The sequence below is a fragment of the Geodermatophilus sp. Leaf369 genome (genome assembly GCF_001424455.1).
Classification (GTDB): Bacteria; Actinomycetota; Actinomycetes; order Mycobacteriales; family Geodermatophilaceae; genus Klenkia.
On sequence record NZ_LMQA01000002.1, the window covers coordinates 321,540 to 333,301 of the forward strand.

Genomic DNA, 11,762 nt, shown 5'->3' on the forward strand with positions numbered 1-11,762 from the left:
AACCACCATGGCCACCCGGCCCAAGGCGAGCGTCGTCCCCTTCACCCACCACGCGGAGGGCACCGGCGTCGCCCAGCAGATCACCGTCGGCGGCGACGCCGGCCACGTCTTCGACGTCGACACCTACCCGGCCTTCGGCGGCGCGGACTCCTCGCCGAGCCCGCTGTCCTACGTGCTGGCGGCGCTGAGCTCCTGCAACCAGATCACCGCCTCGATCGTGGCCAAGGAGCTCGGGGTCACCCTCGGCGCCTGGACCTTCGACGTGCAGGGCGACCTGGACACCGCCGTCATGGTCAGCGGCGAGGAGGGCAACGCGAACTTCGACGCCGTCACCGTGCGGGCCACCGTGGCGACCGACGCCGACGAGGCCACCTTCGCGAAGCTCCAGGCAGAGACCGAGCGCCGCTGCCCGGTCACCCAGCTCTTCGTGCGCTCGGGCCTCGAGTACACCGCCGAGTGGGTCGCCCAGCCGCTGTCCTGACGCGGACGCCAGCGGGGCCCGGGACCGTGTCGGTCCCGGGCCCCGCTGCGTGCGGGTGCCTCAGCTGGCGACGGTGGGGTTCACCTCGGGGGCCTCGACGGCCTCGTCGGTCAGGCCCCAGCGCTCGAGGGTCTCGGCGTAGGTGCCGTCGTCGAAGGAGTGCTGCAGCGAGGCCTGGATCGCCTCGGCCAGCCCGTTGCCCTTGAGCACGGTGGCCGCCACGTAGGTGGTGTTCGGCCAGCCGGCGTTCACCGACCCGACGATCTCCAGGTCACCGACCGACTCCTGGTAGACGGCGTTCGGGTTGGGCCCGATGTAGGTGTCCAGCCGGCCGGACTGGATGGCCAGCAGGGCGTCCGCGGCGCTGACGTAGTAGTCCAGCGTCGCTGGCTCCTCCCCGGCCGCCTCGAGCTCGGCGTTCCAGTCGAGCAGGATGCGCTCCTGGTTGGTGCCCGAGCCCACGCCCACCCGCAGGCCCGAGATGCCTGCGGCGTCGGTGATGTCCAGCCCGCTGTCGGGGGCGGCGATGAAGGCCATGATCCCCTGGCGGTAGGTGGCGAAGTCGAACAGCTGGAGCCGTTCGGCGTTCACGCCCACGTTGGAGAACACCGCCTCCAGGTCGCCGGACTGCACGCCCAGCGGCCACGCCTCCCAGGTGGTGTTCACGATCTCCAGCTCCAGGCCCAGCCCGTCGGCGACCAGCTGGGCGATGTCGACCTCGCTGCCGACGACGGTGGCGTTGTCGTCGGCCAGGAAGCCCAGCGGCGGGTCACCGGCGCCGTTCACCCCGACCCGGAGCACGCCGTCCTCGGCGATGTCGGCGGGCACCAGGGCCGCGGCGTCGGGGTCCTCGTCGGTGGTCACCCGGTCGGCCTGCTCCGGGGAGGTGTCCACCACCAGCGCGGTCTCGGCCGCGGAGCCCCCGGCGGCGTCCGCGCGGGCCTCGGACTCGATCTCGGCGGAGCTGGTGCAGGCGGTGAGCAGCAGGAGGGCGGCGACGGGCAGCGCGCCGACGAGGTGGGAGAGCTTCACGGGTGTCCTCCGAGGGGTGTGGGTGGTGGGTGTGGTCACGAGCCGAGCCCGGCCGGGTTGAGCTGCGAGCTGTCGACGGCCTCGGAGTCCAGGCCCCAGCGGTCGAGCACCTCGGTGTAGGTGCCGTCCTCGATGACGTGGTCGACGGCCGCCTGGAAGGCCGCGGCGTAGCCGTTGCCCTTGACCGTGGTCACCGCGATGTCGGCGGTGGCCGGCCAACCGCCGCTGGTCGTGCCGGCGATGGCGAAGTCCTGCGGGGAGGTCGCGGCGCTGTAGGCCGCGGTCGGGTTGGGGCCCACGTAGGCGTCCAGCCGGCCCGACTGCAATGCCAGGACGGCGTCGTCGTACTTCGGGTAGTAGTCGATCGTCACCGGGTCGAGGCCGGCGGCGACGTTCTCCTCGTTCCAGGCGAGCAGGACCTGCTCCTGGTTCGTGCCCGAGGCGACCCCGACGGTGAGCCCGGCGACGTCGGGCGCCGAGGAGATCTGCAGGCCGGAGTCGGCACCGACGAGCCAGCCCAGGACGTCGGAGCGGTAGGTGGCGAAGTCGTAGATCTGCTTGCGCTCCTCGGTGACCGTGACGTTGGAGATGACCGCGTCGACGTCGCCGGACTGCAGCGACAGCGGCCAGTTGGACCAGTCGTTGACCACGAACTCCACCTCCAGGCCCAGGGAGTCGGCGAACAGCGTGGCCAGGTCGGTCTCGCTGCCGATGACGGTGGTGTTGTCGTCGGCGAAGAAGGCCAGCGGCACGGCCCCCTGGGTCACCGAGACCCGCAGGACGCCGTCCTCGAACGCGCCCGGGGGCAGCAGCGCGACCGCCTCGTCGCTGACCGTGGAGTGCACCCGGTCCTGGTCGGGGGTGGTGTTGACGGTGAGGGCGTCGGTGGCGCCGCCCTCGGAGCGGGCCTGCTCCTCGATCTCGGCGCTGCTGCTGCACGCCCCGAGGGCCAGGAGTGCGGCGGTGGCCAGGGACAAGGCGACGGTGCTGCGTCGCAGGTGTGCAGTCACGGGGGGTTCTTCCTCTTCGGGGCGTGCTTCTACGACGGACGGCGCGGGCGCGCCGTCCGGGACCTGGGGGGGTGGGGCTACAGGACCTTGGCCAGGAAGGCCTTGGTCCGTTCGTGCTGCGGGTCGTCGAGGACCTGCGCGGGGGTGCCCTGCTCGACGACGCGGCCCTCGTCCATGAAGACGATCTGGTCGGCGGCCTGGCGGGCGAAGCCGATCTCGTGGGTGACCACGATCATCGTGGTGCCGGTGCGGGCCAGGTCGGCGATGACGGCGAGCACCTCGCCGACCAGCTCGGGGTCCAGCGCCGAGGTGGGCTCGTCGAAGAGCAGCACCGCGGGCTTCATGGCCAGCGCCCGGGCGATGGCGACCCGCTGCTGCTGCCCGCCGGAGAGCTGCCGGGGGTGTGCGTCGGCCTTGTCGGCCAGCCCGACCCGGGCCAGCAGCTCCCGTGCCTCGGCCTCCACCTCGCGCCGGTCCCGGCCCTGCGCCGAGACCGGGGCCTCGGTGACGTTCTGCAGCGCGGTGAGGTGCGGGAAGAGGTTGAAGGACTGGAAGACAAAGCCGAACCGGGTGCGCTGGCGCAGCAGGTCCTTCTCCTTGAGCTCGTGCAGCTTGTCGCCCTTCCGGCGGTAGCCGACGAGTTCGCCGTCCAGGGCGACGAAGCCCCGGTCCACGGTCTCCAGGTGGTTGATCGACCGCAGCAGGGTCGACTTGCCCGACCCCGAGGGCCCGAGGACGACGGTCACGCTGCCCGGTTCGACCACGAGGTCGACGCCGTGCAGCACCTCGTTCGTGCCGAAGGACTTGTGCACCCCGTGCACCTCGACGCGACCGGGACGGGTCTCGACGGCGGTCATCGGGTCACCGGGTCCTGGCCGGAGGTCGCGGCGGCACCGGTGGGGCGTACCCGGGAGATGCCCGCGGTGAGGTTGCCGCGCAGCCGTTGCAGGGGTGTCGGTGGCAGCGTGCGGACGGCGCCCTTGGCGTAGTACCGCTCCACGTAGTACTGGATGACGGTGACCACCGTGGTGAGCACGATGTACCAGATCGCGGCCACGACGAGCATCGGGAGCACCCGCTGGGTGCGGCCGTAGATGACGCTGACGGTGTAGAACAGCTCGCCCAGGGCCAGCACGTAGACGATCGAGGTGCCCTTGAACAGGCCGATGATCTCGTTGACCGCGGTGGGCACGATGGTGCGCATCGCCTGCGGCAGCACGATCTTGGTGGACTGCCGGCGGCGCGGGATGCCGAGGCTGGCAGCGGCCTCGTGCTGGCCCTGGTCGACCGAGAGGATGCCGGCCCGCACGATCTCGGCGGAGTAGGCGGCCTGGTGCAGGCCCAGGCCCAGGATCGCGGCGCCGAACTTGTCGATCAGCGACAGCGTCTCGAAGCTGGCGAACGACGGTCCGAACGGGATGCCCAGGTCGATGGTCTGGTACAGGTAGGCGAGGTTGTACCAGAGCAGCAGCTGCAGGATCAGCGGCACGGACCGGAAGATCCAGGTGTACCCCCAGCTCACCGACCGCAGCAGCGGCGAGCGCGACAGCCGCATGAGCGCCAGCACCGTGCCCAGGGCGAACCCGAGCACCGCGGTGATCAGGGTGAGCTGGATCGTCGTCCAGACCCCGCGGACGATCGAGACCTCGCCGAGGTAGGCCAGGACGACGTCCCACTCCCACCGCGGGTTGGTGATCAGCGAGTTCAGCACCATCGCCAGCAGCACCGCGACCACGGCGGTGGCCGCCCAGCGGCCGGGGTTCCTCGCCTTGACCACCGTGAACCGGTCGTAGGGCGTGCCCGCGGGTGGGACGGCGGACTCCGACGGGCGGGTCTGCAGGGCGGTCATCGCGGGCCTCTGGCGTCGAGCAGGAGGGGTCGGGACATGGGGGAGCTCCAGGAGAGGGGTCGTCCGAGGTCCCCGGGCAGAGGCCGGGGGAGGGGGGCGCGGTCGGGTCAGCGACAGAGCGCGCTGTCGGTGCGGACCAGGTCGATGACCGGCCGCCCGACCAGGAGGAGCGCAGGACGCCCCGCGGACCGCAGGGCGGTCGAGTGCTGGGCCATGTCGTCTCCTCGTCCCCCGCCGACGAGGCGGGGCTGCGCTTGCGACAGTCGATCGCCGTCGCCAGGTCGTCACCCGGGGCACCCCACCGCAGCGGAGGGTTGCCGACCAGCGAGCCGGGGCTTGCAGCTGGTACTCAGGACCTGCGGAGAAGTTAGGACCTCGAACGCTCAGTCGTCAAATCCGATCGACTTGGTGGAGAATGGATCCGTCCGCCCGCCCCGGAGAGGAGGTCCCCGTGCCCGACCAGCCGCTCGTCCGTCGTCGGCACGTCGACCTCCGGCGCACCGGCAGCGCGCTCTGTCGACCTGCCTGAGCCTGCGCCCACCGCCCGTCTCCAGCTCCGGAGCACCCCTGTGACCAGCACGTCCTCCCTCACCGTCGCCCTCGTCGGGGCCGGCCCCACCGCCCTCGGCGTGCTCGAGCGGCTCCTCGCCCACGCCGACGGCCGCCGCCTCGACGTGCACCTGGTCGACCCGTTCCCGCCGGGTGCCGGTCGGGTCTGGCGGACCGACCAGTCCGACCTGTTGTGGGCCAACTCACTGGTGCGCGACGTGACCGTGCTGCCCGACGACTCGGTGACGGTGCCCGAGCGGGTGGTGACGTCGGCCACGGTGTGGGAGTGGGCCGAGCAGGTGGGGGTCGGGCTGCCCGGTCCGGTCGGCGAGCTCGCCCGGCGGCTCACCTCGGACACCTTCCCCCCGCGCACTCTGGTCAGCGCCTACCTGTCCTGGGTGCTCGACTCCCTGGCCGCCGTGCCGGGGCTGGCCCTGCACCGGCACGCCACCCGGGTCGTCGACCTCGTCGAGCACCCGCACGGTGTGGAGCTGCGGCTCGAGGACGGCGGGACGCTGCGCGCGGACACCGTCGTGCTCGCCCAGGGGCACCTGGACCGCACGGCCACCGACGAGGAGACCGCCCTCGGCGCCGCCGCCGCCGCGGCCGGACTGACCCACGTGCCGACCGCGTACACCGCCGACCTCGACCTCTCGGTGCTCCAGCCGGGGGAGGACGTGCTGGTGCGCGGCGCCGGGCTGGCCTTCGTCGACCTGGTCACGCTGCTCACCGGGGGTCGCGGCGGGGTGCACGAGCGGGACGCCGACGGCCGGCTGGTCTACCGCCCGTCGGGTGCCGAGCCGGTGCTGCACGTGGGCTCCCGCCGGGGCACCCCCTACAAGGCCAAGCTGGGCTACCCGTGGGCCGGCCCGCCGGTGCCGCTGCGGTTCTTCACCCCCGACGCGCTCACCGCGCGCTTCGGCGACCGGCAGCTGGACCTGCGCGCCGACCTCGGACCGGTGATCGCCCGGGAGCTGGGCTGGGCGCACCACACCGAGCTGTTCCGGGCCCACCCGGAGCGGGTCGCGATGCCGTGGGCGGAGTTCGCCGAGGCGTACGCGGCCACCGACGACCTGACCGAGCTGGTCGCCGCCGCCGTCCCCGACCCCGCCGACCGGTTCGACCTCGCTCGGCTGGACCGGCCGTTGGCCGGCGCGCGGTTCTCCTCCGACGAGGAGCTCCAGGAGTGGGTGCGCGGCTACGTCCGCGCCGACCTCGCCCGCGCCGCCGACCCCGCACACAGCGCCGACCAGGCGGTGTTCACCGCGCTGCTGTTCTGCCACGGGACCATCGCCGGGCTGGTGCGGGCCGGCCGGCTGACCCCCCGCTCGGAGCGGGAGGACGTCAGCGGCTGGTGGATGAACCTGTTCAGCCACCTCGCCAGCGGCCCGCCGTCCCCGCGGCTGGAGGAGCTCCTCGCGCTGTCCGAGGCCGGCCTCGTCCGGTTCACCGGCGCCGACACCGTCGTGGGTCTGGAGGACGGCCGCTGGGTCGCCCGCTCGTCGAGCACCGACACGGTGACGACGGCGACCGCGCTGGTCGAGGCCCGAGTGCCGGCCGTCGACGTCGGGCGCACCACCGACCCGCTGCTGCGTGCGCTGCTGGCGCGCGGGGTGGCCGCGGAGCAGGCCGGCTCGGGCCGGCTGCACGTGGACGCCGGGTTCCGGCTGGTGTCCGCGCAGGGCGTTCCTTCGACGCGGGTGTCAGCGGTCGGGTTCTGGACGTCGGGGGCGCAGGTCGCCGCCTTCGCCCGGCCGGGCACGAACGCGCCCTTCTTCCACCAGAACGACGCGCTGGCCGCCGCGCTGTGGTCGGCGGCGGTCCCGGTGACGACGGTGCGCGCCGCCTGAGCGTCAGAGGGCGGGCAGCAGGGAGCCCAGCACCGGGTCCCACTCGGCGACGGTCGAGGAGGCCACCACGCCGCGCACGCTGAACGGGTCGGCGTCGACCCAGCCCCGCACCTGCGCCTCGTCGTCGGCCCGGAACACCAGCAGCGCGCCGGCCGGGGCGTCGGCGCCGAAGGGCCCAGACAGCAGCAGCGACCCGGCATCGGCCAGGCCCCGGAGGAAGTCGCGGTGCTCGGCGCGGACGGCGTCACGGGTGGCCACGTCGTCGGTGTAGCGGTAGGTCACGGCGACGATCACGTCGGTCTCCTCGAGTGCGGTGGCAGGGCCCGACGATCCTCTCCCGCCCGGGCGGCTCCACCCCCATCGGCCCCGGGGAGTGCAGGATGGGCACAGACCCCGCGTCAAACCACGGCGCGAACCGGTCCGGGCACCCACCGGTGCCCTGGAGTCCACCCCTATGACCGAACCCCTCGTCAGCCCGGCCCGGGCGCACGAACTGAGCGGCCTGGGCGCCGACGCGCTCTGGGTCGAGTACCTGACCCTCGGCGGCAGCCGACCCCGGGCCGAGTTCGTGGGCTGGCTGGCCGACCGCGAACCCGGGCTGGACGAGCACGAGGTGCTGGTCGCCGTCCGCGCCCTGGACGTCGTGCTGGCCTCCCGCGGGCTGCCGCACCGGGTGCGCGCCGCCGGCTGAACCCGGCTGGGCGACGGTGTGCAACCCACCTGCAACGCAGGTGTGGAACGCCCGTGCGAAGGTGGGTCGGTGAGTCAGCCCACAACTGCGTCGTCCCGCCCGGCCGAGACCCTGCCGGCCGATCCGGACGCCCTCGCCGCGGCGCTGCAGGCCACCGGCTACCTGCCCGACGAGGGCCTGGCCACCGCCGCCCACCTGGCGCTGGCGATGGGCCGGCCGCTGTTCCTGGAGGGCGAGGCCGGGGTCGGCAAGACCGCCCTGGCGCACGCGCTCGCCGAGGTGACCGGCCGGCCGATGTACCGGCTGCAGTGCTACGAGGGCCTCGAGGCCAGTCAGGCGCTCTACGACTGGGACTTCGGCCGTCAGCTCCTGCACCTGCGGGCCGCCGAGGCCGCGGGGTCCACCGGCGACGTGCAGCAGCTCGAGGCCGGGCTCTACGACCGGCGCTTCCTGCTGGCCCGCCCGCTGCTGCAGGCCCTGGAGGACGCCCCGTCGGTGCTGCTCATCGACGAGATCGACCGCGCGGACGACGAGTTCGAGGCATTCCTGCTCGAGCTGCTCAGCGACTTCACCATCTCGATCCCCGAGCTCGGGACCGTGCGGGCCAGCACCCCGCCGCTGGTGGTGCTCACCTCCAACCGCACCCGCGAGGTGCACGACGCCCTCAAGCGCCGCTGCCTCTACCACTGGCTGGAGCACCCGGACTTCGAGCGCGAGGTCGCGATCCTGCGCCAGCGGCTGCCCGAGGTCACCGAGACCCTCGCCCGCCAGGTCGCCCGGGCGACGGCGAAGCTGCGCAGCCTGGACCTGCTCAAGCCCCCCGGCATCGCCGAGGCGATGGACTGGGCCACCGCACTGCACACCCTGGGCGCCCGCGAGCTGGACCCGGAGACCGGTGCGCGCACCCTCGGCGCCGTCCTCAAGTACCGCGAGGACACCGACCGGGTGCGGGCACTCACCCGGGGAGCGCTCTTCGGTGGCTCCTAGCGCGGGTACCCGGGACGTCGTCGACGTCGTCCTGGGGTTCGCCCGCACGCTGCGGCATGCCGGGGTCGGGGCGTCCCCGGACCGGGTCGAGGCGATGCTGCAGGCCGTCGGGCACCTCGACGTGCTCGACGCCACCGACGTCTACTGGGCCGGCCGGCTGACGCTGTGCGCCAGCCCGGACGACCTGGACCGCTACGACGCCGCCTTCGCCGCCTACTTCGCCGGCGAGGCACCCCGCAAGCCGCCGCGGTCGGCGCAGCAGGAGCAGCGGATGGCCGAGTCGGCGCCCATCTCGGCCTCGGACGCCGGGGGCGGTGAGGACACCGAGGAGGCCCCGGACCTGAAGGCCGCGGCCAGCGAGGACGAGGTGCTGCGCACCCGGGACGTCTCGGAGCTGAGCATCGCCGAGCGCGACCAGCTGCGCCGGTTGTTCGCGCTGCTGGTGCCGGCCGCCCCGATGCGGCCCTCGCGGCGGCGGCGTCCGGACCTGCACGGGCAGGTGCACCCCGGGCGCACGGTCCGGCGGGCGTTGCGGGACGGCGGGGAGATCACCCGGCTGCAGCACCGGCGGGCCCGGCCGCGGCCGCGGCGGGTGGTGCTGCTGGTCGACGTGTCGGGCTCGATGAGCCCGTACGCCGACGCGCTGCTGCGCTTCGCGCACGCCGCGGTGCGGGCGCGCCCGGCGTCCACCGAGGTGTTCACCATCGGCACCCGGCTGACCCGGGTGACCCGGGAGATGCGGCTGCGCGATCCGGACAAGGCGCTGGCCGCGAGCGGGCACGCCATCCCGGACTGGTCGGGTGGCACCCGGATCGGCGAGGTGCTCAAGGCATTCCTGGACCGCTGGGGCCAGCGCGGCACCGCCCGTGGGGCAGTCGTCGTGCTGTGCAGCGACGGCTGGGAACGCGGGGGCACCGAGCTGCTCGCCGAGCAGATGCGCCGGCTGCACCGGCTGGCGCACAGCGTGGTGTGGGTGAACCCGCACAAGGGCCGGGTCGGCTACGAGCCGCTCACCGGCGGGATGCAGGCGGCCCTGCCGGCTGTTGACCACTTCGTCGCCGGGCACAGCCTCGCGGCCTTCGAGGAACTGGCAGGAGTGATCGAGAATGCGTGATGTCCTGGACGACCTGGTCGGTTGGTGGCGGGCGGGGGAGACCGTCGGCATGGGCACCGTGGTGGCCACCTGGCGCTCCGCGCCGCGCCCGGCCGGGGCCTCGATGCTCGTGGGCCCCGACGGCACCGCGGTGGGCAGCGTGTCCGGCGGCTGCGTCGAGGGCGCGGTCTACGAGGAGGCCAAGGACGTCGTGGCCTCGGGTGACCCCACCCTGGAGCGCTACGGCGTCAGCGACGACGACGCCTTCGCCGTGGGGCTGACCTGCGGCGGGATCCTCGACGTCTACGTGGAGTCGATCTCGCAGGAGACGTTCCCGGAGCTGGGCGAGGTGGCCGACTCGGTCGCCGCGCACGAGCCGGTCGCCGTCGTCACGGTGGTCAAGGGCCCCGAGGACCGGCTGGGCAACCGGCTGGTCGTGTGGCCCGACCGCACCTCGGGCTCCCTGGGTCTGCCGCGGCTGGACGAGGCCGCGGCCTCCGACATCCGCGGCATGCTCGCCGCCGGCCGCACCGCGACGCTGAACTTCGGCCACGACGGGGAGCGGCGCGGCGACGAGCTGACGCTGTTCGTGTCCTCGTTCGCCCCGCCGGCCCGGATGGTCGTCTTCGGCGCGATCGACTTCGCCGCCGCCGTCGCCCGGGTCGGTGCCTTCCTGGGGTACCGGGTCACCGTCTGCGACGCCCGCCCGGTCTTCGCCACGGCCCGCCGCTTCCCCGACGCCCACGAGGTCGTCGTCGAGTGGCCGCACAGCTACCTGCAGACCGAGGTCGACGCCGGCCGCATCGACGAGCGCACGGTGCTCTGCGTGCTCACCCACGACCCGAAGTTCGACGTCCCGTTGCTGGAGGTCGCCCTGGACCTCGACGTGGCCTACGTCGGGGCGATGGGGTCCCGGCGCACGCACGACGAGCGGATGGACCGGCTGCGCGAGGCCGGCCTGACGCCCGGGCAGCTGGACAGGCTGTCCTCGCCGATCGGGCTGGACCTGGGTGCCCGCACCCCGGAGGAGACCGCGATCTCGATCGCCGCGGAGATCATCGCCGGACGGTGGGGCGGTTCCGGTGAGCGGCTGACCGGCGCGGACGGCCCGATCCACGCCTCCGCGGACCGCTGAGCGGCCGACCCGTCGAGGTCCCCGTCGAGGTGGTCGCGCTGATGGCGTCGGCGGCGCACCGTTACGACGGCCGGCCGGGGACCACGACACCCGCGCAGGAGGCCGACCGGCGGGCCGAGCTGGAGGTGCGCGGTGGGTTCGGCGTGGTGGGTGACCGGTACGCCGGAAAGCCCGCGCACCAGGACGCCGCGGTGACCGTGCTCGACGTGGAGTCGTTGGAGGCGCTGGCCGCCGAGCTCGGGGTGCCGCCGTTCGACCCGCTGCTCGCCCGCCGGAACGTGGTGCTGCGCGGGGCGGACGTCGAGGCGCTCCGCGGGCGGGAGTTCGCGCTGGACTGCGGTGCGGGGGAGGTGCGGCTGCTCGGTGGCCGGGCGGCGAACCCGTGCCGGTGGATGGACGTCGTGCTGGCGCCGGGGGCCCACCGCGGGATGCGGGGGCGGGGTGGGGTGCGGTGCCGACCGTTGTCCGACGGGGTGCTGAGGCTCGGGCCGGCGGTGCTGAGGATCGCGCCCGTGGGGTGACGGGCGACACGCAGGGACCGTCGAGTCGTCTGTCCGTAGTCGTTCCGATACTTTTAGTACCGACACGGGGGCGTCGCTCCCTGGTACCGACCCCGAGGAGCGTGCCGTGCCCCCGATGAGCCCCCTCCCCGACCGGCGGCGTCGGTGACCGCGTCCGTGCGCCCGCTGCCGGTGGGCGCGATCGCCCCGTTCGTGCTGCCCGCCGACGGCGGGTCGCTGGCCGCCGACCTGCACGAGCTGGCCCGGGTGTGGTCCTCCGCGCCGGACGCGACCGAGCTCCGCGCGCTGCCCGCCGACCCCTCGGCCCGGGCGCACGAGGAGCTGCGGCGCGGCGCGGACCGGGTCGTCGACGAGGGCCTGGCCCTGCTGCTGCAGCGGGCCCGCGACCGCGGCGAGGGGGTGCCGCTGCGCCCGACGTGGGTCGCCGTCCGCACGGTGCGCGGGTTGCTGGTGAGCCGGCTGCTGGGCCGACCCCTGGACCCGGCCGTCGTGCCGGACCTCGTCGACCGGGTGCTGCTGCCCCTGCTGCGCAGCGGTCTGCACCCGGTCTGACCCACCCCTGGC

At 74.0% G+C, this 11,762-nt stretch carries 13 protein-coding genes and 1 riboswitch; of the genes, 8 read left to right on the forward strand and 5 right to left on the reverse strand.

Features of this window, described 5'->3' with window-relative positions; genetic code table 11:
• The first annotated feature begins 7 nt into the window (after positions 1-7).
• Complete coding sequence (locus ASG36_RS10365; RefSeq protein WP_055763503.1) at positions 8-481, forward strand: OsmC family protein; 474 nt, start codon at positions 8-10, stop codon at positions 479-481.
• A gap of 60 nt (positions 482-541) precedes the next feature.
• Here the strand turns inward: ASG36_RS10365 and ASG36_RS10370 are convergent, their stop codons facing one another.
• From ASG36_RS10370 to ASG36_RS10385, 4 genes are all read right to left on the reverse strand, one after another.
• Positions 542-1,513 carry an ABC transporter substrate-binding protein gene (locus tag ASG36_RS10370; RefSeq protein ID WP_157498756.1) on the reverse strand — a complete coding sequence of 324 codons (972 nt, stop codon included), beginning with the start codon at positions 1,511-1,513 and terminating at the stop codon, positions 542-544.
• A 35-nt stretch (positions 1,514-1,548) separates the two neighbouring features.
• The gene (locus ASG36_RS10375; RefSeq protein WP_055763507.1) at positions 1,549-2,523 is read right to left on the reverse strand and encodes an ABC transporter substrate-binding protein; all 975 of its coding nucleotides are present in this window, start codon (positions 2,521-2,523) and stop codon (positions 1,549-1,551) included.
• A gap of 77 nt (positions 2,524-2,600) precedes the next feature.
• Complete coding sequence (locus ASG36_RS10380) at positions 2,601-3,380, reverse strand: amino acid ABC transporter ATP-binding protein (protein WP_055763509.1); 780 nt, start codon at positions 3,378-3,380, stop codon at positions 2,601-2,603.
• Positions 3,377-4,372 (reverse strand): amino acid ABC transporter permease, encoded by a 996-nt coding sequence (locus ASG36_RS10385; protein ID WP_055763511.1) that lies wholly within the window; start codon positions 4,370-4,372, stop codon positions 3,377-3,379. Before ASG36_RS10385 ends, ASG36_RS10380 begins: the two co-directional genes overlap by 4 nt.
• Positions 4,373-4,617: 245 nt before the next feature.
• A riboswitch (SAM riboswitch) is annotated at positions 4,618-4,729 on the reverse strand.
• Positions 4,730-4,941: 212 nt separating this feature from the next.
• Here ASG36_RS10385 and ASG36_RS10390 point away from each other — a divergent pair.
• Positions 4,942-6,771 (forward strand): FAD/NAD(P)-binding domain-containing protein, encoded by a 1,830-nt coding sequence (locus ASG36_RS10390; RefSeq protein WP_055763513.1) that lies wholly within the window; start codon positions 4,942-4,944, stop codon positions 6,769-6,771.
• A gap of 3 nt (positions 6,772-6,774) precedes the next feature.
• On the opposite strand, the gene ASG36_RS10395 is transcribed toward ASG36_RS10390, so the two are convergent.
• Positions 6,775-7,065, reverse strand: a complete 291-nt coding sequence (locus tag ASG36_RS10395) for a YciI family protein (protein WP_055763515.1) — start codon at positions 7,063-7,065, stop codon at positions 6,775-6,777.
• A gap of 160 nt (positions 7,066-7,225) precedes the next feature.
• Between ASG36_RS10395 and ASG36_RS10400 the strand changes: the two genes are divergently transcribed.
• The 6 genes from ASG36_RS10400 (at position 7,226) to ASG36_RS10425 (ending at position 11,750) form a co-directional block, all read left to right on the forward strand.
• Positions 7,226-7,462: a hypothetical protein gene (locus tag ASG36_RS10400; protein ID WP_055763517.1), complete on the forward strand. Its 237-nt coding sequence runs from the start codon at positions 7,226-7,228 to the stop codon at positions 7,460-7,462.
• A gap of 69 nt (positions 7,463-7,531) precedes the next feature.
• Positions 7,532-8,449, forward strand: a complete 918-nt coding sequence (locus tag ASG36_RS10405) for a MoxR family ATPase (RefSeq protein WP_200944430.1) — start codon at positions 7,532-7,534, stop codon at positions 8,447-8,449.
• Complete coding sequence (locus tag ASG36_RS10410; RefSeq protein WP_055763519.1) at positions 8,439-9,563, forward strand: VWA domain-containing protein; 1,125 nt, start codon at positions 8,439-8,441, stop codon at positions 9,561-9,563. Before ASG36_RS10405 ends, ASG36_RS10410 begins: the two co-directional genes overlap by 11 nt.
• A complete protein-coding gene (locus ASG36_RS10415; protein WP_055763521.1) occupies positions 9,556-10,677 on the forward strand; it encodes an XdhC family protein in 1,122 nt (373 codons plus the stop codon). Before ASG36_RS10410 ends, ASG36_RS10415 begins: the two co-directional genes overlap by 8 nt.
• 29 nt (positions 10,678-10,706) lie before the next feature.
• On the forward strand, positions 10,707-11,198 hold the full coding sequence (locus ASG36_RS23000; protein ID WP_304437792.1) for an MOSC domain-containing protein: 492 nt from the start codon (positions 10,707-10,709) through the stop codon (positions 11,196-11,198).
• A 144-nt stretch (positions 11,199-11,342) separates the two neighbouring features.
• Complete coding sequence (locus ASG36_RS10425; RefSeq protein WP_055763523.1) at positions 11,343-11,750, forward strand: TetR-like C-terminal domain-containing protein; 408 nt, start codon at positions 11,343-11,345, stop codon at positions 11,748-11,750.
• The last annotated feature ends 12 nt before the right edge of the window (positions 11,751-11,762 follow it).

Bases quoted from the DNA above. Each gene is read 5' to 3' on its own strand.
- ASG36_RS10365 (WP_055763503.1), top strand. From the start codon at position 8: ATGGCCACCCGGCCCAAGGCGAGCGTCGTCCCCTTCACCCACCACGCG.
- ASG36_RS10380 (WP_055763509.1), bottom strand. From the start codon at position 3,380: ATGACCGCCGTCGAGACCCGTCCCGGTCGCGTCGAGGTGCACGGGGTG.
- ASG36_RS10385 (WP_055763511.1), bottom strand. From the start codon at position 4,372: ATGACCGCCCTGCAGACCCGCCCGTCGGAGTCCGCCGTCCCACCCGCG.
- ASG36_RS10400 (WP_055763517.1), top strand. From the start codon at position 7,226: ATGACCGAACCCCTCGTCAGCCCGGCCCGGGCGCACGAACTGAGCGGC.
- ASG36_RS10415 (WP_055763521.1), top strand. From the start codon at position 9,556: ATGCGTGATGTCCTGGACGACCTGGTCGGTTGGTGGCGGGCGGGGGAG.